Origin of the sequence: Mucilaginibacter sp., assembly GCF_035492695.1 — a bacterium.
Classification (GTDB): domain Bacteria; phylum Bacteroidota; class Bacteroidia; order Sphingobacteriales; family Sphingobacteriaceae; genus Mucilaginibacter.
The window spans coordinates 1-24,923 of the sequence record NZ_DATJJC010000012.1 but is presented as its reverse complement, the minus strand read 5'-3'; the positions used below and the strand labels follow the sequence as shown (position 1 = coordinate 24,923).

Here is a 24,923-nt window from a genome sequence, read left to right as displayed (position 1 = left end):
GAATCGTTATATTAAGTAAACCTTTTGTTATGAGCCAGATCAGGAAAGAAGACGTTAGCCAGGAAGTATTTGAGCTATACGACGACTACGCGCACAACCGGCTCGACCGGCGTGATTTTGTGCAAAAGCTATCGCTTTATGCGGTTGGCGGCTTAACCGTGCCTGCACTTATGAGTTTCCTGATGCCCGATTACAAAGGGAATATCCAGGTCAGGGAAGACGATCCGCGTGTAAAATCGGAATATATCAAATATGATTCGCCAAAAGGCGGGGGGACGATTAAGGCATTACTGTCAAAGCCGGTAGACGCTAAAGGGAAGTTCGGCGGAATCGTAGTGGTCCACGAGAACCGGGGTTTGAACCCTTATATTGAAGATGTAGGCCGAAGGGCCGCTTTGGCTGGGTTTATTTCGCTCGCGCCTGATGCACTTACACCGCTTGGCGGTTACCCCGGCGATGACGACAAAGGACGGGAGATGCAAAGCAAAAGAGACAAGGGAGAGATGGAAGAGGATTTTATTGCAGCTTATTATTACCTTAAAAACCATATAGACTGCAATGGCAAAGTAGGTGTGGTAGGCTTTTGTTTTGGCGGTGGTATAGCCAATATGATGGCTGTAAGGATACCTGACCTGGCTGCTGCGGTATCTTTTTATGGCAGTCAGCCTGCTGCCGCAGATGTGCCTAAAATTCACGCTCCCCTGATGCTGCACTACGCGTCGCTCGATGCCCGCATTACCGGCGGCTGGCCCGCATATGAAGCTGCCTTAAAGGCCAACGGCAAAAAATATCAGGCCTTTATTTATGAGAATGTCAACCATGGCTTTCATAACGACACCACACCCCGGTACGACAAAGCCGCCGCTGAATTGGCCTGGAATCGCACAATTGATTTCTTTAAGGAGCATTTGAAGTAACGATCATATCTCACCGGCCACTTTTTAGACTGTTCCGGTTTTAAAGTGACGTCATAATAGTTTGATAATTACCTGCATTTATGCCTTTGGGCGAATCGCAACTAACCTCTTTTGAGTCGGTAGCGCCGTCTGAAGAAAACCATGCAGAGGGTTATGAACGAAAAAAGCCTTTAGACTTACGGCTAAAGGCTCCTGACTTAAAAGGTAGCCAACAGGACTAAGCCCGAACCGTTTTATTTAAAATTTACGAAGCCGCAATATTTTCAAATGTATTTACCGGAATTTCATTCTTCCCGGGCTGATAATTGTCATTCATTTCTTAATCCCTTTATAGGGTTTGCGATTGCTGACTGAATTGTTTGGAAGCTGATAGTAACCATAGCTATCAGCAAAGCTCCCCCGCCAGCCAATCCAAATATCCATAAACTAAAATCGGTATGATACGCAAAATTCTGAAGCCACTTGTGCATAAAGAACCAGGAAATGGGTGATGATATCAGCAACGAAATAGCGATCAGAATGATCACGTCTTTATTCAGCAGTGCCAGGATATTGCCTACGCTTGCGCCCAAAACCTTCCTGATACCAATCTCTTTGGCCCTTCTTTCGGTGCTAAACATCGCTAATCCGAACAGTCCCATGCACGAAATAAATATGGTTATCAGTGTTGCTGTTCGCATGAGCCACTGTGTTTGAGTATCGCTTTCATAGAGTTTAGTGATTGAATCGCCCAGGAAAGAATAATCAAAAGCTTCGTTAGGGAAAATTTTCTTCCATTCCCTTGCTATGCGGGCTGCCATTACTGTCATATCACCCTTTTGATATTCGGCCGGCGTTAATTTTAATGCGATGCCGAATTGAGTTTTCGGGTCATTGGTTATAACCACGGGCATCATCTGCTGATGGAACGAATTTTCGAAAAAATCAGCCACAACTCCGGCAATAGGGTATGCTTTTTTTTGACCGGCAAACTCCACAAGCCGCCCGACTGATTGCTGGGGTTTATTGAATCCAAGGGCCTTCGCGGCGGTTTCATTAATCAGGAATTCTTTTGTACTATCACTATGCAGCAGGTTGCGCCCGGCAACTACTTTCATATGATAAAATGGCACAAAGTCTTCGTTGCCCGAATGGACAGAAACCTGGAAGGGTTTCTCGCCGCTTCCTTTTAATTGTATGCCATTACCCATATGTGCGAATCCCATTGGAGCAGCAGCTTCCGTTATAACCTGCTCAACTCCGCTCAACTGCTTAATGTTTTGGGCAAGTACCTTCATTTTTTCGGGGGGAGCGTTCCACAAGCTTCTCAGGATAATAATATTATTCGTTTTGAAACCAAGATATCGCGTTTGCATATAATTGATCTGCTTCGCAATCACAATAGTGCCGGTGATGAAAATAAGCGAAATAACAAACTGGAAAACTATAAGGCTTTTGCGCAGGCGTCCTTTGTTATTTGTTCGCGCACTGATTTCCCCTTTTAAGCTTGAAACCGGCTGAAAGGACGATAGTAGTTTTGCTGGATACAGTCCGGCCAGCAAGGTAGTGAATACTGCGATTCCGATCAAAAATGCCAAAGTAGACCATGCTGTAAGATCAAATTTCACGTCGGTCGGAATGAAAGAGGCAAGTAAATTTAATACCGGCCGCACCGCGGCGACAGCTATAGTTACGGCCATTAAGGCCAGCATAAAAGTTTCTGTCAAAAGCTGCAATATAATAGCGCTTTTTCCGCTGCCCAAAACTTTGCGTATACCTATTTCCCTGGTTCTTTGTATGGATTGCGCTGTTGACAGATTTATAAAATTGATCGCTGCTATAATCAAAATAAATAAGGCGACGGCGGATAGGATGTACATCACCGTCAAATCTGCTTTATTGCCCTCGCCCCCGTATTCCCGATGAAAATGAATGCTTGTAAAAGGTTGCAGCTGCGCAAACAATTTGGTTTTCGGATCCGGATCGAGGTGTTTTTTTATAAACTCCGGGAACTGCTTATTTACCTGTGTTGGATCAACTCCCGGAGATAACTTTACCAATTCCTGGCTGCCATGGTTAAGAAAGCCCCAATTATCCAATGGGATTTGGTTTCTTAAGAAGCTGCTGGTTATGGTGCTGAATGAAATGAATTCCGAGAAATTAAAATCGGAGTTCTTATTCCAGTCTTGCAGGATACCGGTTACAGTCACCGTCAATGAATCATCATAGGTAATAGTTTTGCCTATCATGGCCTCAGGCCGCAGGTCTCCAAAATACGTCTTTGCACGGCTTTGCGTAAGCACCACTGTCATGGGCTTGCTTAACGACGTATTTTTATTGCCGCTTAACCAGGTATAAGGTAATATGTCAAAATAGTCGGACCCGGCTATGATTCCATTTGTATTATCGAATGTTTTGATAGTCTTACTCCCCTGCTTTATTATCGTTTTGGGATTATAATGCTGGAAAGCTGCTACTTTTTCGATCCCCGACATTTCATCCCGCATTGCCGTCGGCATTGGAGCGGGTACACAGTTCCAGTGGTTATGATCCGGCTCCGTGCTTCCTGCAATACCAATATCTACGCAGTATATCCGCTCTTTATCCGGGTGAAAAGTGTCAAAGCTGAATTCGAAGCCGGCGACCAGGTAAATAACCAGGCATCCACAAATGCCCAGGGCAAGGCCCATAACGTTGATAAAACTGTACAGCTTATGGCGCACAATATTGCGCCATGCCATCTTAAAATAATTGCGAAACATAATAAGACCGTTTAATTTTCCGTGATACCACTCAAGGCTCTCACGATTCAAAACTACTGGCCTGTTTCCCGCAAAACGTTCCATTTTAGAAAATGGTCGCTCTTTTTTCAGATCGCTTTTATACTCCGCCGGACTTTTCCCGGTCATTTGCTTGAAAGTTCGGTTAAATGTTGTTTTGGAATTGAAACCCGATTCAAACGCTATACCCAGCAGGGTGATATGATCATAAGCCGGGTCCTGCATTTTGCCTACCACATCCCGGATGCGGTATTCGTTAATGAGATCTGCAAAATTTTTTTTGAGCGCGATATTGATGATCCGGGATAACTCATAAGCGGGCATATCCAGCTGCCTGGCCAATGAGCTTACGCTGAGTTCCGGGTCTTGGAATAGCAATCCGGTCTCGATCATTTTCTTAAGCCAGTTGCCTTTTTGCTTGAGTGCAGTTGAAATCGGAGACGTCGGAAACAATGACCCTCCCACAATAGTATCGGATGCGGGCCTTAATAACACCACAACGCCCATCCGGATAATCATAAACGCCATAATCAGCGATAGTAGGTAATAAGCGTGGCGATGCAGCGTAAAGTGAAAGCCAAAATAGTCAATCGCTGTAAGCGGTATCCATAATAACAAAGCCACGCCCAAACCAGCTAATAAGCGATGCAGCCAGCGCCATGCATAACGGTAACGATCGCCCTCATTAAATTTCTGGTGCGTGTAAAAGCGTTCGATCAGCCTGTGACAGAGGTATAAATAAGCGCCAACCGATACAAATGTTAGTGGTTTTACTACAAAAGGAATTTTTGACGTCCAAATAACCAGTTCCAAAAGAACAGGGCAGAAATGCAACATATCTTTCCACCGGACCTGCCACTCCTGCCTCGTCGCCTTCCTTACATAAAAATAAATAAGAGGCCCAAAGGCCAATGAAAATTGCGGTAAGGTATTTAGCCCGGTGTCAATACCTAATAACTGTTCTATCGATAAAACCATTATGCCTAATGCTAAGGCAAGAAATCGGTTAGCAGCCCGATCAGTATCTTTTTTAAACCATAACTGAAGGGCAAAAGTCAAACCAATAATTATCACGCCGAAGAAGACGATATCATAAACAGTGATATGAAATGCATATGGTTCCAATAACTTCACAACGTCAATTGTTGTTCCAAAATAGTAGTTTGAAATTTACCATTTTAAATAACAAGTCTGTCAATTGTTGTAATAAAAGCCAACAAATCCATTTTTGCTTTCTAAGGTGCTAACGAGCTGGAGCAGGTCCAGATAGCTACCGGGACGAACCTACGTCAGCTATCCAGCAGATATAAGCCAGAGGAGCTACCAATAAAAAGCCTTTAGTCTTACGACTAAAGGCCCCTGACTTAAAAGGTTGCCCCAACAGGACTAAGCCTGAACCGTTCGGTAGAGGGCATGAAAATTTTATTTACAATTATCTAGCGGATTCGAGTCCGGTCTGGGACATAGTTTTCTATGGCTTCCTTTTTTGATTGCCTCCAGACTGGACATAATCCAAACCGCATGGTCGAGCAACTTAAGTTTTTGAGCAGTCTAAAAACGGCTTAGTGCAGAGTTCGAATCCGATAGGGATCATTATACGGTAGCCTTTTAGAGTAGCTAAAGGGCTACTATATTTTCAGAGATACCTGGACCAATCTGCCTGAAACTACAGAAAAGGTTCATTTGAAGCTCAAAAAGGTTTCGTACTAACGTGAAAACACCCATAAAAATACCGTGAAAACACCGATTGATTTCTCAAAAGTTAAATTTTAGCTTACGTGAGTAAATCATTACATCCTAACCTTTTTTAATAATCTATGCAATTCTTTGATAATCAAAACAATGTGGACTCTGTTGTTATTGGACTGCTTAAGGAGCTATCCGTCAGTGTAAGACCTCAGGATATTATTGCGGAGCTTGAAAAGCACCCGGAGTATCCGAGTATGCTTGCGATAAGTGATGTATTGAACTGGTTTGGCATAGACAATGCCGCGTATCGCATAGATACAAGTGAGTTAGCCGAAGTACCGGTGCCTTTTATTGCTCATACCCTTAAAAATGAATTCGCTGTAGTAAGTAAAATATCTGCTGGGGAGCTAACTGTATCGGACCACAAACAAAAAAATTATAAAATCCCCTTTAAAACCGCCACCCAATTTTTCGACGGCGTGGTCCTCGCGGTGCAGCCATCGCTGTCAGGCTATGAATCCACAAAAAGAAATACCAGCGATGCAGTTTTTAAATATAAGGGCACCGTTATATTGCTGCTTGCCGGAATTGTGCTTGCCGGTATATTACTTAACAATAATTATTTTTCCAATCTAAACTGGCAGGTAGCCGTGCTGACTTTAACTAAAGCCTTTGGGCTGGTTACCTCGGTGTTGTTGCTTATACAGAGTATAGATAAGAACAACCCTTTTGTACAGGCCTTATGTACCGGCACCGGTAAAAGCGATTGCAACGCTATTCTTTCGTCAAAGGCTGCCCGGGTATCCGCGTGGCTAAGCTGGAGCGAAGTTGGGTTTTTCTATTTTGCGGGCACGCTGCTTGTATTGCTGTTTAGTAATGGCTCGGCAGCCGTATTGCAAGTGCTTGCTTTTTTAAACCTGCTAAGTTTGCCTTATACCTTTTATTCTATTTTTTACCAGGCACGGATAGCAAAGCAATGGTGTGTATTTTGTTTAACTGTTCAGGCTTTACTTTGGGCCGAATTTATTCCTTTGGTTACCTTCCTGAAGGCGCCTGTTTTATTACCGGGCAATAACCAATGGCTATTGCTTTTGGCATGTATGGCCTTGCCTGTAGTTGTCTGGATGTTTTTGAAACCGCTGCTGATGAAGAGCCAGCAGCTGAAAACCTTAAAACCCCAACTACAAAAGTTTAAATACAACAAGGAACTGTTTGATACCTCTCTTCAAAACCAACCTAAATACACCTTACCCTCCGAAGACTGGAGCATCGTATTGGGCAATACCGAGGCTGATACGATTATTACTATGGTGAGCAACCCTTATTGCCCGCCCTGTAGCAAAACCCACCAGGAACTGGATAGCTGGCTTGCCAAATTAGACAATATACAGTTGCGCATTGTTTTTACTGCCGACAATACGGATAACGATAACAAAACACCTGTGGTAAGACATTTGATGGCCCTGAATGAAACCGGCGACAAAGAATTGATGAAACAAGCTCTGCACGACTGGTACGAACAGAAGCAAAAGGATTACAAGGCATGGGCCGATGTTTATCCCGTGCAATTGGACGAAAGCAAATACCATAAACTCAATAAACAGAAAGGATGGTGCGAAATGGCGGAGGTAAAAGCTACCCCCACCCTGCTAATTAATGGCTACGTTTTGCCGGCAGATTACCAGGTAGAAGATATTAAATACATGCTGGCGTAATAGCGTCAAAGATACTTTTCGCGAAAGTAAGGAGCATGTCCTTTAGAATACATGTCGCTTAAGTTGCCGGGGCGTTTAGTGGCAATTATTGAATAACTTATAATTATAGCTTTATGAAACAATTTAAGAGACTCGGAAGAGAAGAAATGAGAATGGTAAAAGCAGGACAGTCAGGCGGTTGTGGCGTGGGGAAAAGTTGCATTTTTTTCCTAGAGGACGGTAGCTTTAATTATGAATCCGGTATATGTACTGTTACAAATCTGGGCTTTTGTAATTGCGTCGCGCAAAATGGCGACTGGGGGTCGTCCGAAGATTGCTCATTTGTTTAAAAATTAAACCACGGACATTACTTTGTTCGCGGTTCATTTATTTTAACACCGCTTATCTTCTTCATACAATCGAATAGTGTTTGCTATTCGATTGTTTTTGCGGTGCCAGCGCAGTGGGTTTATGGCCTGAAATGAAATAATTGTAATCAAATGAGCACCTTCCCTTATTATAAACAATTAGACGGTATGGACTGTGGTCCATCCTGTCTGCGGATGGTGGCCAAACATTATGGCCGCAATTTTAACCTGCGTACGCTAAGTGAGCTTTGCGGCTTTAACCGCGAGGGTATATCCCTGCTGGGCCTTAGCGATGCATCTGAAAAGATCGGGTTCCGTTCGCTCGGCGTAAAATTGACTGCCGACCAATTAAAACAGGCCGAGCTGCCCTGCATCCTGCATTGGCGCCAAAACCATTTTGTAGTACTATATAAGATCAAGGGCGACAAATATTACCTGGCCGACCCGGCTAGTGGTTTGCAAACGCTGGAAGGGCCTGATTTTAAGCGAGCCTTTTTAAGCGATGAAGATATGGGAGTCGCCCTGTTATTAAGCCCTACTCCCCAGTTTTATGAGCAGGATGATGAGAAGGGAAGTGAGGTGCGATGGGCGTTCCTGCTGCGGTATCTGATCACCTACCGCAAGTTGGTGTTGCAGCTCTTGTTTGGCCTTGGTATCGGCAGCGTGCTGCAACTGATCACGCCGTTTTTAACCCAGTCGGTGGTCGATATCGGTATCAATACCCGTAACCTCAATTTCATTTACATTATCCTCATCGCTCAAAGTATGCTCATAATCGGGCGGGTAAGTGTGGAATTTATCCGTTCGTGGATATTGCTGCACATCAGCACGCGGGTAAATATTTCTATTCTGACGGATTTCCTGATCAAACTCATGAAACTGCCCATGAGTTTTTTTGATACCAAAATGACCGGCGATATTATGCAGCGTATGAACGATCAGAAAAAGATCGAAAGCTTTCTAACAGGTTCAACCCTCAGTACTGTTTTTTCTTTGTTCAACCTGTTGGTGTTTTCGGTTGTATTAGCCTATTATAATGTCGCTATTTTCTTTGTATTCGTGGTGAGCAGTACATTATATACCACCTGGATACTAATATTCTTAAAACGCCGCAGGGTGCTTAACTATAAAAGTTTCGAAGTATCGGCCAGGAATCAAAGCAGTATCGTCCAGTTGGTTAGCGGCATGCAGGAGATCAAACTGAACAACTGCGAACAGCAAAAGCGCTGGGAATGGGAACATATACAAGCACGGCTGTTTAAATTCAACGTAAAAAATCTGGCGCTGACCCAATACCAGCAAGGCGGATCTACGTTTATTAACGAAGGGACAAATCTGCTTATCACCTTTTTGAGCGCCAAAGCAGTTATTGACGGTAACCTTACGCTGGGAGCAATGATGGCTGTACAATATATCATCGGGCAACTGAATAGTCCGATACAGCAATTTTTAGGGTTTATACAGGGCTACCAGGACGCTAAGATCAGCCTGGAGCGTTTAAACGAGATACACCAGATGGACGATGAAGAACCTGCCGGTAAAGAATGGAACCATACGCTGCCAGAAAATAAAAGTATAAGCCTTAATGCCCTTACTTTCCGCTACCCTGGTGCTGGCAACGAACCTGTTTTGGAGAATATTGACCTTAACATTCCACAAGGTAAAACTACCGCTATTGTTGGCATGAGCGGGAGCGGCAAAACGACAATTTTAAAGTTATTACTTAGGTTTTATCTTCCTGAAAAAGGGGAGATAAAAGTGGGCGAGCAGTCGCTGAATAATATCGGGTTTAAAGCCTGGCGGGGCCAGTGCGGCGTAGTGATGCAGGATGGCTTTATTTTTTCGGATTCTATAGAAAGAAACATCGCCGTGGGCGACGACTACCCCGACAAAGTAAAGCTTCGCCATGCAATTAAAGTAGCCAATATACAGGACTTTATAGATGGGTTGCCATTGGGCCTCAATACCAGGATAGGCGCCGAAGGTAATGGCATAAGCCAGGGACAGCGCCAACGCGTATTAATAGCCAGGGCCGTTTACAAGAACCCGGAATACATCTTTTTTGACGAGGCAACAAACGCGCTTGACGCCAATAACGAGCGGGTAATAATGGATAACCTGCAGGAATTTTTTAACGGGCGAACGGTAATCGTTGTGGCGCACCGCTTAAGTACGGTTAGCAATGCGGACAATATAATTGTGCTCGACAAGGGGCGTATTATTGAGCAGGGGACACATCATGAGTTGACGGCGCTCAAAGGTGATTATTATAAATTAGTTAAAAATCAATTAGAGTTAGGAACATAATATGCCAGTTTCATCAATAGAAAATGGTCAGGAGGTTCGCCACACCGACGACATGCAGGATATCATTACATCCGTGCCTTCATGGTTACTTCGCTGGGGTATAACGTTATTTTTTGCCCTGCTGGTTTTATTAGTGGGGCTTTCAGCTTTTATCCGTTACCCCGACATTGTAAAGGCATCGTTAATTATCAGTTCGCCAAATTCACCTAAACCCATTGTGGCAAAGATACAGGGGAAACTGGTCAAATTACTGGTAAAGGAAAATGAGTATGTTGCTGCCGGGCAGCCGTTGGGCTATATCGAAAGTACGGCCGATCATCGTACCATATTAAACCTGCTCACAAGCCTTGACAATGTTCAAAAACAAATTTCAGAGGATGAACCTGTCAGCAAAATACTTTTTAGTCAAGCTGATAATACCAGGTTTGGCGAACTACAGGCGGCCTACCAGGTCTTTTTCCAGGAGTATTTGCTATACAAATCGTCGATAAATGACGGTTTTGATGTAAAAAAGAAAGCTTATCTCCAAAAAGACCTTATAGATATTGGCAAGCAGGAGCAGCAGTTGAACGCGCAGAAAGGCGTACAGCAAAAAGATCTTGCGCTTGCAACAGATGAATATGCCATGCACAAAAAGCTGGCAAGTGAAAAAGTAGAAACACCGGCAGAGTTCAGACAACAGGAAAGTAAATACCTGGCGAAAAAGGCGCCGCTGATACAAACTGAATCAGCTTTGATCGGCTTAAATAATGATTATTTAGCCAAGCAAAAGGAAATACTGGAGTTGGATAATGAAATTGAACAGGAAAAGTTCAAGTTTATACAGGCGCTTAACAGCCTGATAAGCCAGGTTGAAGATTGGAAAAGTAAATATGTTTTAACAGCGTCACAAGCCGGAAAGGTAGCATTTGCTAACATAGTTCAGGAAAATCAGGTGGTTAGCACAGGCCAGCAGATATTTTACATTAACCCCGGGAATGAGCAGTTTTTTGGTGAAATGTCGATACCGCAAAATAGCATGGGCAAAGTAAAGGAGGGGCAGCAGGTATTGATAAAGCTGCACAGTTACCCATTTGAAGAATATGGTATGCTAAGGGGACGTATTATCAATATTTCTGATGTGCCCTACAAAGACAGTGTATTTTTATCAAGGGTTCATTTTAGGATCAGCAAAACATCGGATATGAAACGATCAATCCATTTAAAGCAGGGCATGCTGGCCGACGCTGAAATTGTTACTCAGGATGTAACCATTCTGCAAAGGATCAGCAGAAATATTATTAAAGTTATTGGCAATAAATAGCTAATTTGATTTAAAAAAACCGCAACCGGGCGACCATCAGGAAAACGCTGTGGTTTATATGTCCAGCTTCAGCGTTTTCTTTAACACAATTGTCGTTTTCATTAAAACCCTAAAGCCAGCAGGCAGGCTGTGGAGAAACCCGACGAGCTCTTGAGCTGTGGGTCCTGAGTTCGAGCCTCAGCGGGGTTACGCTGGCATAGGATAAAGACCCGGGTGAACAAGGCCAGGTTGGCGAGCATGGACAACGGCAACGTGAATTAGATCGAAAAAACTTTAACCGTACTTACAAGCATCCGGACATCAGCCCGACAGGTTCTCAAACGGATGGTAGGAAAGAGCTGCTAAACCAAATACAAGCAGAAACCGACCGTTTAGCGAAAGCCAGCAAACTGTTGTCAGACGATGCATTGGACAGTAATGACTACAAACCAAACAATTTGATTCTGGAAGCTAAATTGACCAGATTCTACGAGAAATCCTATGATCTAAGGGACTGTATAGATAAAACGGTCAACCTAACGAGGCGGCAAATTGCTTATGGCGAAGGGCGATACAACAGCAAAACGTTCGATTATCGGTTCGATATACCCTGAAAAACTCTGTTTTGACGAAGCAACTTGTCGAACCGCTAAAATCAACGAAGCGACTCAATTGATTTAATTGATAAACAGTCAGTTAGGTATCAAAAAAAATCGGACAAAACTTGATTTTTCAAGTCTGTCCGATTCGGTAGAGGGAACAGGACAAATGTCGAACTTTTTTGAAGATTTGAAGTCAGTCGAAATTTTCCAATAACAGCTAAAAAAAGCGCGATGCCGGCAGACATCTTGCAACTGCTTAATCGAGAGTTACCAGTTACCTTGAATTTAGCGAGTGATAGCCTATCCTCCCGATAGAACGCCACATAGCCAGCTCCTCTTTGTACCTGTCATAAATTACTTCGCAATTTGTATCAATGCGCATAGTTGGCCGGTCATTCAAATTGTAGGCTGGCCATTCAGGAACGTCCTTCGCTGCAGGCTTGCCGGTTCTTGCGAAGGTGGTCCACAGCTCTGCCATATGATGTGATGCAACAAAGCGCTCAGGCTTGTTCCCGCTCAAAAACCCAGGCTTTGCACCCGGCACTTCGTTATTGAATTTGAACGTAATATCCATGGCATGCGGCGTACCGAAAGGATAATCTGTGTCAGGCACTTTCGCCTCAGATTTATAACCAAAGTTGTAAAGATATACAGGCGCACTATGCTGCTCCGCTTTTCTTTCTGCTATGGCGATCGTTCCAAGCCCCATCATATTAATTGATTTAACAGCCATCCAAATGTCACTTGCCGAAGCGTTCGGCCTAGTCCGCCTATAAGTCTCAATTATTTTTTTAGTATCAGCGCCGAACTCCGGTTCAAATTTCACTTGTAATGCTTCAAACGTAAAGTCGCTTTTCAGCGCACTGACGTCATGTGAATACATCGCGAAAAATGCCCATTCATCTTCGTTCCAGCCCGTCATAAGCGGCTTGTCCTTTGATATTTGCGGTGCAAAGGGGTCGAAAGGGTCATGTGGCAGCGCAATACCATCTACTACTGGGGCAAAATTGTTAGGAACGAAACCTACAACGCCATGTTTGCGGATGTAGTCACTGTTAGCCATAAGGCGTGGAATTTTATTTTGAACATCGATCAGATCTTTCACGGGGACATCAAGGATCTTCTTCCAGTCTTTCAGGTCGATGTTGAGTTCCTTGAATACCAGTTTAGTCATTTCTGCTGCCGCTTCTTTTGGCAGCATCCTAAGCCCCGGGCCGCTTTCGATAGAGGCTTTATTAAAATAAGGTGCTGCCGCAGGCATCGCATATAAACAGCTTGTTTTTGCGCCTCCGCCTGATTCTCCAAAGATCATCACGTTCTTAGGGTCACCGCCAAAAGCTGCAATATTCTTTTTTACCCATTTTAAGCCATCCACGATATCCAGGAGGCCATTATTACCAGACCCCGTATATTCTGGGCCTGCAATGTCTTCCAAATACAGAAAAGCCATCAGCCCTAACCGGTGGTTTGTTTCTACAACTACAACATCAAATAATTTTGCAAGGTTTGTACCATCCTGACCGGGTGCGGCGCCGGAGCCATTTGCAAAACCGCCGCCATGGTTATAAACCATTACTGGTCGATTTTTGCCGTCATTGGCAGGTGTCCAGATATTAAGAAACAAGCAATCCTCCCTTGACGAGGGGTTAAAAGTATCGCCTTGAATAGCGGGCGGTCCAAACTCCAACGCATCCCTGACGCCCTGCCATGGCTCCAGTTTTGCAGGCCTTTTAAACCGCCTGTCGCCAGAGAGCCTTCCGGCGTATGGAACGCCCTTGAACAGACAAACCCCATCCTTTCTGATACCCCTAAGCTTGCCTTCAGCGGCTTCAGCTAATACGAATTCATCTTCAGCCTGACCTGAAGAGCTGGCAAATTTGGGGAGAGTAATTGCAGCGGTAATAACTGACAACTGCCCTAAGAATTTTCTTCTGCTTGATTTAAACATATCGGAATAGTCAATCGGCTTTTGCAAACTCACCGTCAGCTTCAATTTCTACCTCGTCGCTTACAAGTACGTTGGGAGTGCCCGAACCAATATTAAAGTCTGAGCGCTTTAATGTCCCCCTCAATTTAAAACCAGCATCGTTTTTCTTGCTATTTGGGTTCTCTTTTGTGCCACGGTACCAAAGGTCCATTGTTACAGGTTTTGTAACGCCATGCATGGTAAGGTTGCCTGTAAGCTTATACTTGTTCGCTCCATCTGCCTTTATCGATGAACTTTTGAAAATGATAGTCGGATATTTTGCAGCATCAAAAAAATTAGCGCTTCTTAGATCATTATCACGCATTTCAACTTCTGTGTTTATTGAAGATACATCGGCTGAAAGTTCAAAAACAGCATCGCTGAAATCGGGCTTGGTTGTAGTTATGGTCACATCAAAATTTTTGAACAAACCGTCTACGTCCGAAAGCAAATGGTGTACCACGGAAAACCTAAGTTTGGAATGCATTTTATCATTTTTCCACCTGGTGGTTTGGGCAAATAATGCGATTTGTAAAAGCAGCATCACCGCAAATAGTAATAATTTCTTCATGTTTTAATAATTAGTTTCTTTAGTTGAACAATACTTCAGCGCTGACAAACCAGCATTTCAATGTTTAATTTGACGACATGAAGTTTCGGTATAAAATTAGAGTGAAACTCATTCCAATATCTTGACATGAATCAAGAAATATTGTTGATTTTGATCAATAGATCAATACTTCAGTCTTTTTTTACAAAGATTTTTTTTCGAACACGGCTTAGCGTTTCAGGTGTTGACCCGAGATATGAAGCGATCATGTGTTGTGGTACCCGCTGTGTTATATCCGGATATATACTTAAAAGTTTGGTGTATCTTTCTTCGATCGACAACATGAACATGTCTGTTAATCTTTTTTGCAGCGACATATAGGCACCGCGGTACTGCATATAATTAAATTTGTAAAACCCTGGAACAGCGGTTTCCAGATATACATGTGCAGCTTTGCTTATCAATATTAATTCAGAATCTTCTACTGCCTCTATATTCAGATTGGAGATATCTTCTGTTATAAAACTGTTTAGGTCGGAAATAAACCAATCCTCCGGTGCAAATTGTATAATGTGTTCATTATTTTTTTTGTCCACCAGATAAGAGCGGAGCATACCTTTATAGACAAAGGCAACCGATTTACAAACTTCTCCTTCCTGCAACAGATATTGATGTTTTCTCAGCCTCTTTACACTAACATGCTGCCTGAAAATTGCTTTGTCAGCTTCTGTCAGGGTTATCGCTTTTGATAGTTTATTAAAAAAATTGTCGAGCATGATTAAGAATACTAAATTAATATTTTTTGCGTGATGGATGGAACCCAGTTCAGCGATAGACATATGGGTTTATAAGCGCAAACGCACTCGAACGGAAAATGCTTCGAAAAGCAACAATATTAATATTGGAGTGTCATGAAACAAAAAGCCTCAAGACTTTCGACTTGAGGCTTTTGACTTCTTTGTAGCGGGAGCAGGACTCGAACCTACGACCTTCGGGTTATGAGCCCGACGAGCTACCAACTGCTCCATCCCGCACTGTGTTTTCCAACTCTCAACATCGAAATCGGCGTTTTAAATTGGACTGCAAAGATATAATTCGTTTCTTTGCAGTCCAAATTAAATTTTATATATTTTTTTATGAGTCATAAGGCGGGTTTCGTAAGTATAATTGGTAAGCCCAACGCGGGTAAGTCGACACTTATGAACGCGTTGGTGGGCGAAAAAATGTCCATCATCACCCCTAAAGCCCAGACAACCAGGCACCGTATCCTCGGTATTGTTAATCATGAGGACTACCAGATCGTGTTTTCGGATACGCCCGGCATCATCAAACCGCACTATGCATTGCAGGAAACTATGATGCACCAGGTAGCTGGTTCGCTGGTGGATGCCGACCTGGTATTGCTGGTAACCGATATCAACGAAAAATATGACGAAAGCGACGCGATAGAAAAGCTGCAGGGTTCATCGGCGCCGCTGTGTGTTATCATCAACAAGATCGACAAATCGGACGAGGAAACCGTAAAGGCTAAGGTGGACTACTGGCAGGAGAAATTAAATCCAAAGGCCATTTTCGCGGTTTCGGCACTGAAGGAACATAATGTACTGGCGGTGATGAACTTTGTAATAGAACACCTGCCCGAACATCCTCCCTATTATGAAAAGGATTTCCTGACCGACCGCAACGACCGTTTTTTTGCTTCGGAAATTATCCGCGAGAAAATATTTAAGATATACGAAAAGGAAATTCCTTATAGCACCGAAGTGATCATCACTGCGTTTAAAGAAGGTGACGAATTATACCGCATCAGTTCGGAGATCATCGTCGAACGCGATTCGCAGAAGAATATCCTGATAGGCAAAGGTGGCGAAACGCTGAAACGAGTCGGTACTTATGCCCGCAAGGATATGGAAGAGCTTTTTCAGCGCAAGGTGTTCCTGGAAATGTTTGTAAAAGTGATACCCGACTGGCGCCAGAAAAAGAATTACCTGAAGCAATTTGGGTACGAGGGATAGGTAGTCCAAAGTAGTAAGTCTTGAGTCATAAGTCAATTCGTGCTACCATTAATAAATTTAGTTTTAAGCTGTAATTTTGACTACAGACTTAGGACTACAGACTTAAGACTTTAATATGAGCAACATAGTAGCCATAGTGGGCCGGCCCAACGTAGGCAAATCGACTTTATTTAACCGGCTGACCGAGACTCGCAAAGCCATCGTGGATGATTTTAGCGGTGTAACACGAGACAGGCACTACGGCGTTGCTGAGTGGACGCACCACTCCTTTACCATAGTGGATACCGGCGGGTACGTGGCCAATTCAGAAGATGTTTTTGAGGCTGCCATACGCGAACAGGTTGTGATCGCCATTGAAGAAGCTACCGTTATCCTTTTTATGGTGGACGTAACCACCGGCATTACCGATCTGGATGACGAAATAGCGGCATTGCTGCGCAGAAGCAAAAAGCCGGTGCAGGTAGTGGTTAATAAGGTAGATAATACCATGCAGCAATCCGATGCCACGGTATTCTACAGCCTTGGCCTGGGCGAGATCTATAACATATCGTCAATGACAGGCTCGGGCACAGGGGAGTTATTGGACGAAATGGTAAAACATTTTGACGAGGAGCCTACCGAAGAAAATACATTGCCAAAATTTGCTATCGTAGGCAGGCCCAACGTGGGCAAGTCATCTATCATTAATGCCTTTATAGGCAAGGATCGCAATATTGTTACGCCGATAGCCGGTACCACGCGAGACTCCATTCATATCCACTATAACCAGTACGGACACGATTTCATGTTGATCGACACCGCTGGGCTTCGCAAAAAAACCAAGGTTAAAGAGAATATTGAATTCTATTCGGTAATGCGCACTATCAAAGCGCTGGAGGAGGCCGATGTAGTGATCTTGATGATCGATGCAGTTGAAGGTATTGAATCGCAGGATATTAATATTTTTCACCTGGCAGAAAAGAATAAGAAAGGCATTATGGTGGTGGTGAATAAATGGGACCTTATTGAGAAAAATAACAAAACCACCAAAGTATTTGAAGAACAGATCCGTGAAAAGATAAGGCCGTTTACTGATGTGCCTATCGTATTTACCTCAGTTACCGAAAAACAGCGGGTGTTAAAAGTGATAGAGGTAGCGGAAAAGGTTTATGCTAACCGTGCCAAAAAAATCCCCACTTCCAGGCTGAATGATACGATGCTGCCCATTATTGAAAGTTTCCCTCCGCCGTCTATCAAGGGTAAATACGTTAAGATAAAATATGTAACACAGATCAAGGGTACATCGCCCATGTTTGCGTTCTTCTGTAACCTGCCGCAGTATATCAAAGAACCCTATCAGCGTTTTATCGAAAATAAGCTGCGCGAGAATTTTGATTTTACAGGCGTGCCGGTGCAAATATTTTTCAGGCAGAAATAAACGGATGTGCGGATTTCAGATGAGTAAATGTGCAGATTGATCTGTCAGACCAAAAAACACCGAATACCCGGTTGCAATATTCAGGGACGACGATCGCCAGAGAATTGTTTATTTTAGCGGTGTAGTCTTGTATTAATTAATTTCGGCAACAGCCCGCCTCAGGGTGCTATCATCACTGTTGAGAACCTGGAAGTAGGCGGTGTCTCCCCATTTATAGCGCGCAGCGTAAGCTTTAAGCAGTAATTTGATATTGTCCTTCGATACTTTTACTTCTTTTGAATCCATTTCCTTCAGCGTTTTGGATGCATAACCAATAAAATCGTCGAATTGGTCGTTGTTCACATTGTAGTTTTTCAAAAAGCTGCTATCGGCCTTAAACCCGTTTAAAACCGGTTGCATCTTATCAATTACGTAAGCATTAAACAGTTGTGCCTCGCCAAGTTCCTGTATCAGCCGGGTATTGCCGCTTGTGTCAGCCGGCACGAATACATCCGGCATAATACCGCCGCCGCTAAAAACCTTGCGGCCCTTTGCTGTGTGATAGGCCGTCGCCCTTTTAAATGCGCTGTCGGTAAGGTAGTTCTCTTCGGAAAAGAGTTCACCTTTTTGTATGCGGTCTGCAACTTCGTTGCGGTAATTTTCAATACCTTCCTTGTATGATTTTTGTATAGACCTGCCTGATGGTGTATAATACCGGGCCACTGTTAAATTAACAGCCGATCCATCGCCAAAACCAAACTGCTGTTGCACCAGGCCTTTACCAAATGAACGGCGGCCGATGATAATCGCACGGTCAAGGTCCTGCAGGGCGCCTGCCAATATTTCGCTCGCCGAAGCTGAATATTCGTCGATCAAAACTGCCAGTTTGCCATTATGGAACAAGCCTGAATCGGTAGCGAGGTAATCTGTCCGCGGCTCGTGAACGCCTCGTGTGAAAACAATAAGTTTGCCTTTATCCAAAAATTCGCTGGCCAGTTCGGTAGCCGAATTGAGATAACCTCCTCCATTGCCGCGCAGGTCGAGCACCAGTTTTTGCATACCAGCCGTTTGCAGTTTTTTAATGGCCGACCGAAAATCATTGTCCGTGGTAGCGGCAAATTTGCTGATCTTGATGTAACCGACCGAAGGCGCTGCCATATACGCGGCATCCAGGCTGCTTAGGTCCACATAACCGCGTTTGATGTTATAAGTTTTAAGGGAGTTGTCCGCAGGGCCTATAACAGATAAAGCGATCAGGGAATCTTTTTGGCCCCTGAAAGCCTTGCTTACCATTTCCTGGTTCAGGTGCGTGCCTGAGAATTTTTTGCCGTTCACATTTATCACCTTATCACCGGTAACAATACCTGCTTTCATAGCGGGGCCGTTGTCATAAACCTGGGTGATGATCAGCGTGTCGCGTAGCAGTTGGTATTCAATACCAATACCGTTAAAACCGCCATCGAGTTTTTCGTTGATCGATTCGGCCTGGCGGGGTGGCAGGTAAAGGGAATGCGGGTCGAGGTTTTGGAGCAGGTTATTCACAGTCACTCCCTCCAGGCTGTCTGTATTCACAGAATCGACGTAATTGTGCCGCACCAGCTGTATCACTCTCGACACCTTATTACCTCCGGGTAGCGAAAGCCCTTTGCGTACATTGTCGCCCAATACCAGGCCAATAGCTATGCCCGCAAGTACCAGGATCAATGACCTGAAAATAATGGATGCCGCTCTCTTCATATTCCTCGCACAAATTTAAGCATTGTATTGATGCTTAATAATATTATATATCGCTAAAGTATTGCTTTTGACGTTTTTTGCCGACTTTTGTTGCAAAGTATTGACATAAAAATGGAAAAAACCACCGAACGCGATTCCAAATACAATAACCTGGAGCAAATGCCGGTGTATGAAATACTGCAAAGTATTAACAGAGAGGATCATACGGTGCCGGCTGCTGTTGCAAAAGCTTTACCCCAGATAGAAAAACTGGTAACCGTTACGGCTGAAAAAATGAAGGCTGGAGGCAGGCTTTTCTACATCGGCGCAGGTACGAGCGGGCGGCTTGGGATTGTAGATGCTTCCGAATGCCCGCCAACTTTCGGTGTAGATTTTGATCGCGTGGTAGGCATCATTGCCGGTGGCGACGGCGCCATCCGCAAAGCAGTTGAATTCGCCGAGGACGATGCTGAACAGGCCTGGAAGGACCTGTCTGCCTATAACATCGGCGACAAGGATGTTTTAGTAGGGATAGCTGCATCGGGTACCACACCTTACGTTATTGGCGGCCTGCAGATGGCAAATAAAAATAATGTGGCCACGGGCTGCATTGTGTGTAATACCGGCAGCCCGGTGGCGGCGGCAGCTAAATTCCCGGTAGAGGTTGTGACCGGTCCCGAATTTGTGACGGGGTCGACACGTATGAAGGCTGGCACGGCGCAAAAGCTGGTGCTGAATATGCTATCGACGGCGGTTATGATACAATTGGGCCGTGTAAAAGGCAATAAGATGGTGGATATGCAATTATCCAACCATAAACTGGTAGACCGCGGGACACACATGGTAATGAATTACACCGGCTTACCTGAGCAGGACGCCGCCGACCTGTTGCTGAAATATGGCAGCGTACGAAAAGCGGTGGAAGTTTATATGAACGCCAGGTAAACGTGGGGCTTGCATTTAATTAACATTATTTTTTTAATATCGCGCTAAATAAAGGAGGGGGTTATGCACGAGATAGAGCCATATTATAAGTGGAGGGATGATTATGTAGCATCCGAGGATGAGTATTCTCCTTTCTATGCGACGGAATATAACGAGTTTGAATTTGATAAGCAGGTGTATAATTATTTGCTGCACCCGCAATGGGACTCGTTTGGCTCGAACACCCTGTACCTGAAAGTGCTTTATGCGGATTATGAGCGCGGGTATATAATTATCGAGTTTATAGGCGAATGGAACGATGCCATCAATAATGACATTATGCTGATGAAGCGCGAACTGCTGGAACTGATGATAGACAGCGGTATCAATAAGTTTGTGCTGATAGGCGAAAATGTGCTGAATTTCCATTCATCCGACGATTGTTATTACGAAGAGTGGTTCCAGGATGTGGAGGACGGGTGGATAGCCGGTGTGAATTTCAGGGAGCACGTGATCGATGAATTTAAGCGGAACAACATCGATTATTACATCAATTTCGGCGGCGAACTGGATGATATGATCTGGCGCAATCTGAAGCCGCTGCAATTTTTTAAGAAAGTAGAAGAGCAATTGGTGAAAAGGCTTAGTTAATGTGCAGATATGCAGATCAGTGAATGTGCAAATGTCCTGTTTAACTAATCACTTTACAATTTGTATAGCTGCATATTCGCACATCTGCACATTATTTTCGTAAATTCGTATTATTAAAAATCAATTTTAAAAAATGGAACATCAAAACCCGGATTACACTTATCAGAATGTGATCCAGATAGAAGACGCGGATCAATCGCGCAAATTTATAGCAAATGTATTTATGTGGATGTTTGTGGCCCTGGGTATATCATCAGCCAGTGCATACATTTTTGCAACACCGCAATTTTTTAGCTTGCTTGTAGACCAGTCTACGCATCAATTGAGCGGCTTGTTTTATGTGATCATGTTTGCGCCTTTGGCGTTCGTACTGATCATGAATTTTGGGATGAATAGAATTTCGTATGGCGTATTAGCTGTGCTGTATGTTGTTTATGCTGCTGTTACCGGCGTTAGCTTGTCCGTTATATTGCTCGCCTACACGGCATCTTCTGTGATAGGTGTCTTTTTAACCTCTTCAGCGGTTTTTGGCATTATGGCGATCGCCGGTTATACTACTAAAACCGATCTCACCAAGTTCGGCTCATTGATGATGATGGGACTTATTGGTGTGGTCATTGCCAGCGTTATCAATATATTTTTGCGAAGCGACTCGTTGGGATATCTTATCAGCTATATCGGCGTTGCGGTGTTTGTCGGCCTGACTGCCTACGACGTTCAGAAACTAAAAAACATTGGCGCTGGGTTACAATACGGCGAAGCGTCTGCTAAAAAAATGGCGCTTATGGGCGGCTTGACACTGTACCTCGATTTCATCAACCTGTTCCTGTTCTTACTGCGTATTTTTGGAAGAAGAAGATAAATACTAATTGTATAAATAATTTTCGAAAAAGAGCCTTATCAAACAAGGCTCTTTTTTTGTTTTACAGGTCAGAGGACCGAAAATCCTCCTTGATTATTCAAACCCCCAACCCGGTAAATCACAAAACACTAAGTGTTCACACCAACGCCGCTTGCCCTACTCATTATATTGTAAATAATTAATAATCAATTACTTAAATAGGCGCAAACTCCGAAAAGTGCCCCATTTTTGCGATTTTCGTGAACACCATTTCCAAAATACTGCTGATTATCAGCCAGATAAGCAGTTGATAGTATTCCCGGTTTAGTGTCGCTTTTTCAGCAAAAAATCAACAAAAAGCAAAAAAAAGCACGTTTAGGCCATCTTGTGCCCACTTGCGCCAATTTGATTAACGGGAACTATAGCAGCGAAAATCAAAACAGCCACTACATAGCGAAGGCTTTTTCAAATTAGATACACTAAGTAAATCTATACCAAATACCGGCTCTTTAAAAACTTCTCTCCTCTGGAGAGGCGTTGGTCGAGGCTAAAACGAAAAGCCCTCAACACCGGAGAACCTTTGAAATATAATCCAAAGGCCCCTTTTGTGTAGGGTAGGGACGTAGGATGGGACGTATTTCGTTTACAGTTAGGCATTTTTGTTTTACCAGCCAGATACCAGGATGGCGCTTGATTCTTTATCCTTACAGTGTTGATATTTGCTGTAAGCCTTTAACGACCTCCTCCGTATAGCTGCTGTTGGTTCGTTTTCAATATAACCCGCAATAGCGGCGTGAAGCGTATAGGCTTCGGGGCACATCAATTGGTTTGTCCAGATAATCGGGTTTGCTTTGGCTTTATTGATAAAAAAGTTGAAATATTTTTTGCTGATACATGCCAGTATGATACAATCCCTTGTTCTGCCATCTGCATTTGTAACCAACTCGTTTAATTGGAAGTCCATGAGCCCATCGTGGCCTACATAAGCAATAAGGTTTGAATTGCCATTAATGCCTATTACTTTTCCACCGGCATGAATAGTGTCTTTTAACTGACCTGAACAGCTGTATAAGAAATCCACAGTAGCTTTCCTGATGTATTTTCCATCATAAGCATCCGCCACCAGGTAACAATCTTTGTTGACGTGTTTAAATACCAACCGCTCGAGTTTTATGTTTACCGACCTTCTTTTGCTGATCAGTTTCCAGTCCTTACTGTTTTTGAAATAGGTGCGGACGCCATAATTATTACCCCAATAAAGATTACTGTTTGGGTCTTGGCCGTTGCCGATAGCTTTTGGTACGGGTACTATGCCTTGGTATTTGTTATCGCATAAAGCAACGATGACGTGAATGATCTTATAATGATGATCAAAAGAAGTGATCTTTACCAGGCTATCTCTGGGCCCGGCGGACACGGACGCACGATCAGCTTTATTTGCTTTGCAGGCGGCAAATAAAGTGAGGATACACAATATAGCTATGGGAGATCGGGTCATAAAGTAAAGATATTATATGTAAACGAAAAAGGTCCCCCGACATTGGAGAACCTTTTAAATATTTAAAGCCCCTCTCTACTGGAGAGGGATTTGGGTGAGGCTTACTTCGTCACGTACATCACTTCCTTTACCGCCTTGATCACTCTTTCGGGGTTTGGCAGGTATTCCTGTATCAGCGTAGGTGCGTAAGGCAGCGGAACGTCGCCGCCCATAATGCGCAGGATTGGGGCATCAAGGTAATCAAATGCATCTTTCTGCACTTTGAAGGCCACTTCGGTAGCTATCGAGCCTAACGGCCAGCTTTCTTCAACCAGCACCAGGCGGTTGGTCTTTTTAACCGATGCGATAACAGTATCATAATCAATCGGGCGCACGGTGCGCAGGTCGATCACTTCGGCATGGATACCTTCTTTTTCCAGTTCGGCCGCAGCAGCGTTAACCACTTTCATTATCTTGCCAAAACCTACCAGCGTAACGTCAGAACCTTCTTTGGTAACAACGGCCTTACCCAAAGGAATATAATAAGTTTCTTCAGGCACTTCTCCTTTATCACCATACATCAGTTCCGACTCCATAAAGATAACCGGGTCCGGATCGATAATAGCCGATTTCAGCAAACCCTTGGCGTCAGCCGGGTTTGACGGAACAACCACTTTTAAACCGGGGCAGTTGGCATACCAGTTCTCAAAGCACTGGCTGTGCTGCGAGCTAAGCATACCTGCGTTGCCCGTTGGGCCGCGGAACACGATAGGCACCGAAAACTGGCCGCCGCTCATTGACATGATCTTGGCCGCCCCGTTAATGATCTGGTCGATGGCCACCAGCGAGAAGTTGAAGGTCATGAACTCGATGATCGGGCGCAGGCCGACCATCGCGGCGCCGATCCCCACCCCGGCGAAGCCCATCTCGGCGATCGGCGCGTCGATGACGCGGCGCTCGCTGAAGCGCTGGAGCAGGCCTTGCGTGACCTTGTACGCGCCGTTGTAGTGACCGACTTCCTCACCCATGATGAAGACGCTGGCGTCGCGCTCCATCTCCTCGCGCATCGCCTGGTTCAGTGCTTCGCGATAGCTGATGACCGCCACGGCTACTCCTTGATCACGTAGGGCAGGTACTCGTCGGCTGCCGGCGATTCCTCGGCGAACTTCACCGCGTCCTCGATCTCGGCCTTGACGTCGTCCTCGAGCGCCGACAGCTCGTCCTCGCCCATGCCGAGCTCGACGAGCCGCGCGCGCGAACGATTGAGCGGATCGCGGCGCTTCCATTCCTCGACCTCTTCCTTCGTGCGGTAGAGGCCGGGGTCGGACATCGAGTGGCCGCGGAACCGGTAGGTCACGACCTCGACGAGCGTCGGCTCGCCGGTGGTGCGCGCGCGCTCGATCGCCTCGGCGACCCGGCGCTTGACCTTGATGACATCGTCGCCGTCGAACCGGTCGCGCGCCATGCCGTGCGCGAGTGCGCGCAGCGAGACATCCTCGACCGCGAGCGACCGATACGTCGGCGTGCCCATCGAGTACTGGTTGTTCTCGCAGATCAGCACGACCGGCAGCTTCCACAGCGCGGCGAGCGCGAGGCCCTCGGCAAACCCACCGATCGTCGACGCGCCTTCGCCGAAGAAGCACAGCGCGACGCGGCCGTCGCCGCGATACTTCGCCGCGAAGGCGGCACCTGCCGCGATCGGCACGTGGCCACCGACGATGCCGTATCCACCGAGGAAGTTCTTTTCCTTGTCGAAGATGTGCATCGAG

General features: G+C 44.8%; 17 protein-coding genes and 1 tRNA gene. 9 read left to right on the top strand and 9 right to left on the bottom strand.

Annotated elements, in window-relative coordinates:
- Positions 1 to 29 precede the first annotated feature (29 nt).
- Positions 30 to 917 (top strand): dienelactone hydrolase family protein, encoded by an 888-nt coding sequence (locus VL525_RS06850; RefSeq protein WP_325384726.1) that lies wholly within the window; start codon positions 30 to 32, stop codon positions 915 to 917.
- Between the two features lie 308 nt (positions 918 to 1,225).
- Here the strand turns inward: VL525_RS06850 and VL525_RS06845 are convergent, their stop codons facing one another.
- A complete protein-coding gene (locus VL525_RS06845) occupies positions 1,226 to 4,810 on the bottom strand; it encodes an ABC transporter permease (protein ID WP_325384724.1) in 3,585 nt (1,194 codons plus the stop codon).
- Between the two features lie 683 nt (positions 4,811 to 5,493).
- Between VL525_RS06845 and VL525_RS06840 the strand changes: the two genes are divergently transcribed.
- The 3 genes from VL525_RS06840 (at position 5,494) to VL525_RS06830 (ending at position 11,037) form a co-directional block, all read left to right on the top strand.
- Positions 5,494 to 7,080, top strand: coding sequence for a vitamin K epoxide reductase family protein (locus VL525_RS06840; protein WP_325384722.1), 1,587 nt, complete (start codon positions 5,494 to 5,496; stop codon positions 7,078 to 7,080).
- Between the two features lie 479 nt (positions 7,081 to 7,559).
- Positions 7,560 to 9,734, top strand: coding sequence for a peptidase domain-containing ABC transporter (locus tag VL525_RS06835; protein ID WP_325384720.1), 2,175 nt, complete (start codon positions 7,560 to 7,562; stop codon positions 9,732 to 9,734).
- A gap of 1 nt (position 9,735) precedes the next feature.
- Positions 9,736 to 11,037, top strand: a complete 1,302-nt coding sequence (locus tag VL525_RS06830) for an HlyD family secretion protein (RefSeq protein ID WP_325384718.1) — start codon at positions 9,736 to 9,738, stop codon at positions 11,035 to 11,037.
- An 855-nt stretch (positions 11,038 to 11,892) separates the two neighbouring features.
- On the opposite strand, the gene VL525_RS06825 is transcribed toward VL525_RS06830, so the two are convergent.
- The 4 genes from VL525_RS06825 to VL525_RS06810 form a co-directional block, all read right to left on the bottom strand.
- On the bottom strand, positions 11,893 to 13,611 hold the full coding sequence (locus tag VL525_RS06825; protein WP_325384716.1) for a carboxylesterase/lipase family protein: 1,719 nt from the start codon (positions 13,609 to 13,611) through the stop codon (positions 11,893 to 11,895).
- Positions 13,577 to 14,155, bottom strand: coding sequence for a YceI family protein (locus tag VL525_RS06820; protein ID WP_325384714.1), 579 nt, complete (start codon positions 14,153 to 14,155; stop codon positions 13,577 to 13,579). The genes VL525_RS06825 and VL525_RS06820 overlap by 35 nt, the downstream gene beginning before the upstream one ends.
- Before the next feature lie 170 nt (positions 14,156 to 14,325).
- Positions 14,326 to 14,973 (bottom strand): Crp/Fnr family transcriptional regulator, encoded by a 648-nt coding sequence (locus tag VL525_RS06815; RefSeq protein WP_325384712.1) that lies wholly within the window; start codon positions 14,971 to 14,973, stop codon positions 14,326 to 14,328.
- 122 nt (positions 14,974 to 15,095) lie between these two features.
- Positions 15,096 to 15,168: transfer RNA gene (locus tag VL525_RS06810), tRNA-Met, on the bottom strand.
- 102 nt (positions 15,169 to 15,270) lie between these two features.
- Between VL525_RS06810 and era the strand changes: the two genes are divergently transcribed.
- Together era and der are read left to right on the top strand one after the other, a co-directional pair.
- Entirely contained in the window at positions 15,271 to 16,149 is an 879-nt protein-coding gene (gene era, locus VL525_RS06805; RefSeq protein ID WP_325384710.1) for a GTPase Era, read from the top strand.
- Between the two features lie 115 nt (positions 16,150 to 16,264).
- A complete protein-coding gene (der, locus tag VL525_RS06800; RefSeq protein ID WP_325384708.1) occupies positions 16,265 to 17,566 on the top strand; it encodes a ribosome biogenesis GTPase Der in 1,302 nt (433 codons plus the stop codon).
- A 132-nt stretch (positions 17,567 to 17,698) separates the two neighbouring features.
- Here der and VL525_RS06795 read toward each other — a convergent pair whose 3' ends face one another.
- Positions 17,699 to 19,282: a S41 family peptidase gene (locus VL525_RS06795; RefSeq protein WP_325384706.1), complete on the bottom strand. Its 1,584-nt coding sequence runs from the start codon at positions 19,280 to 19,282 to the stop codon at positions 17,699 to 17,701.
- A gap of 111 nt (positions 19,283 to 19,393) precedes the next feature.
- On the opposite strand from VL525_RS06795, the gene murQ reads away from it, so the two are divergent.
- The 3 genes from murQ to VL525_RS06780 all read left to right on the top strand — a co-directional run bounded on the left by murQ (position 19,394) and on the right by VL525_RS06780 (position 21,698).
- Positions 19,394 to 20,206: an N-acetylmuramic acid 6-phosphate etherase gene (murQ, locus tag VL525_RS06790; RefSeq protein ID WP_325384704.1), complete on the top strand. Its 813-nt coding sequence runs from the start codon at positions 19,394 to 19,396 to the stop codon at positions 20,204 to 20,206.
- A gap of 63 nt (positions 20,207 to 20,269) precedes the next feature.
- Positions 20,270 to 20,836, top strand: a complete 567-nt coding sequence (locus VL525_RS06785) for a hypothetical protein (protein WP_325384702.1) — start codon at positions 20,270 to 20,272, stop codon at positions 20,834 to 20,836.
- Positions 20,837 to 20,969: 133 nt separating this feature from the next.
- Entirely contained in the window at positions 20,970 to 21,698 is a 729-nt protein-coding gene (locus tag VL525_RS06780) for a Bax inhibitor-1/YccA family protein (RefSeq protein ID WP_325384700.1), read from the top strand.
- A gap of 643 nt (positions 21,699 to 22,341) precedes the next feature.
- Here the strand turns inward: VL525_RS06780 and VL525_RS06775 are convergent.
- The 3 genes from VL525_RS06775 to VL525_RS06765 form a co-directional block, all read right to left on the bottom strand.
- Complete coding sequence (locus VL525_RS06775; protein WP_325384698.1) at positions 22,342 to 23,175, bottom strand: hypothetical protein; 834 nt, start codon at positions 23,173 to 23,175, stop codon at positions 22,342 to 22,344.
- A 101-nt stretch (positions 23,176 to 23,276) separates the two neighbouring features.
- On the bottom strand, positions 23,277 to 24,260 hold the full coding sequence (locus tag VL525_RS06770) for a pyruvate dehydrogenase complex E1 component subunit beta (RefSeq protein WP_325384696.1): 984 nt from the start codon (positions 24,258 to 24,260) through the stop codon (positions 23,277 to 23,279).
- 2 nt (positions 24,261 to 24,262) lie between these two features.
- Positions 24,263 to 24,923: thiamine pyrophosphate-dependent enzyme (locus tag VL525_RS06765; protein ID WP_325384694.1), on the bottom strand; the 661-nt coding region annotated here is incomplete at its 5' end.

What these genes read in the sequence shown, in the direction of transcription:
- VL525_RS06785 (WP_325384702.1), top strand. Translation starts at nt 20,270, where the DNA reads ATGCACGAGATAGAGCCATATTATAAGTGGAGGGATGATTATGTAGCA.
- der (WP_325384708.1), top strand. Translation starts at nt 16,265, where the DNA reads ATGAGCAACATAGTAGCCATAGTGGGCCGGCCCAACGTAGGCAAATCG.
- VL525_RS06815 (WP_325384712.1), bottom strand. Translation starts at nt 14,973, where the DNA reads ATGTCTATCGCTGAACTGGGTTCCATCCATCACGCAAAAAATATTAAT.
- VL525_RS06850 (WP_325384726.1), top strand. Translation starts at nt 30, where the DNA reads ATGAGCCAGATCAGGAAAGAAGACGTTAGCCAGGAAGTATTTGAGCTA.
- VL525_RS06780 (WP_325384700.1), top strand. Translation starts at nt 20,970, where the DNA reads ATGGAACATCAAAACCCGGATTACACTTATCAGAATGTGATCCAGATA.
- VL525_RS06835 (WP_325384720.1), top strand. Translation starts at nt 7,560, where the DNA reads ATGAGCACCTTCCCTTATTATAAACAATTAGACGGTATGGACTGTGGT.
- VL525_RS06775 (WP_325384698.1), bottom strand. Translation starts at nt 23,175, where the DNA reads ATGACCCGATCTCCCATAGCTATATTGTGTATCCTCACTTTATTTGCC.
- murQ (WP_325384704.1), top strand. Translation starts at nt 19,394, where the DNA reads ATGGAAAAAACCACCGAACGCGATTCCAAATACAATAACCTGGAGCAA.
- VL525_RS06840 (WP_325384722.1), top strand. Translation starts at nt 5,494, where the DNA reads ATGCAATTCTTTGATAATCAAAACAATGTGGACTCTGTTGTTATTGGA.
- VL525_RS06830 (WP_325384718.1), top strand. Translation starts at nt 9,736, where the DNA reads ATGCCAGTTTCATCAATAGAAAATGGTCAGGAGGTTCGCCACACCGAC.
- VL525_RS06795 (WP_325384706.1), bottom strand. Translation starts at nt 19,282, where the DNA reads ATGAAGAGAGCGGCATCCATTATTTTCAGGTCATTGATCCTGGTACTT.
- era (WP_325384710.1), top strand. Translation starts at nt 15,271, where the DNA reads ATGAGTCATAAGGCGGGTTTCGTAAGTATAATTGGTAAGCCCAACGCG.
- VL525_RS06820 (WP_325384714.1), bottom strand. Translation starts at nt 14,155, where the DNA reads ATGAAGAAATTATTACTATTTGCGGTGATGCTGCTTTTACAAATCGCA.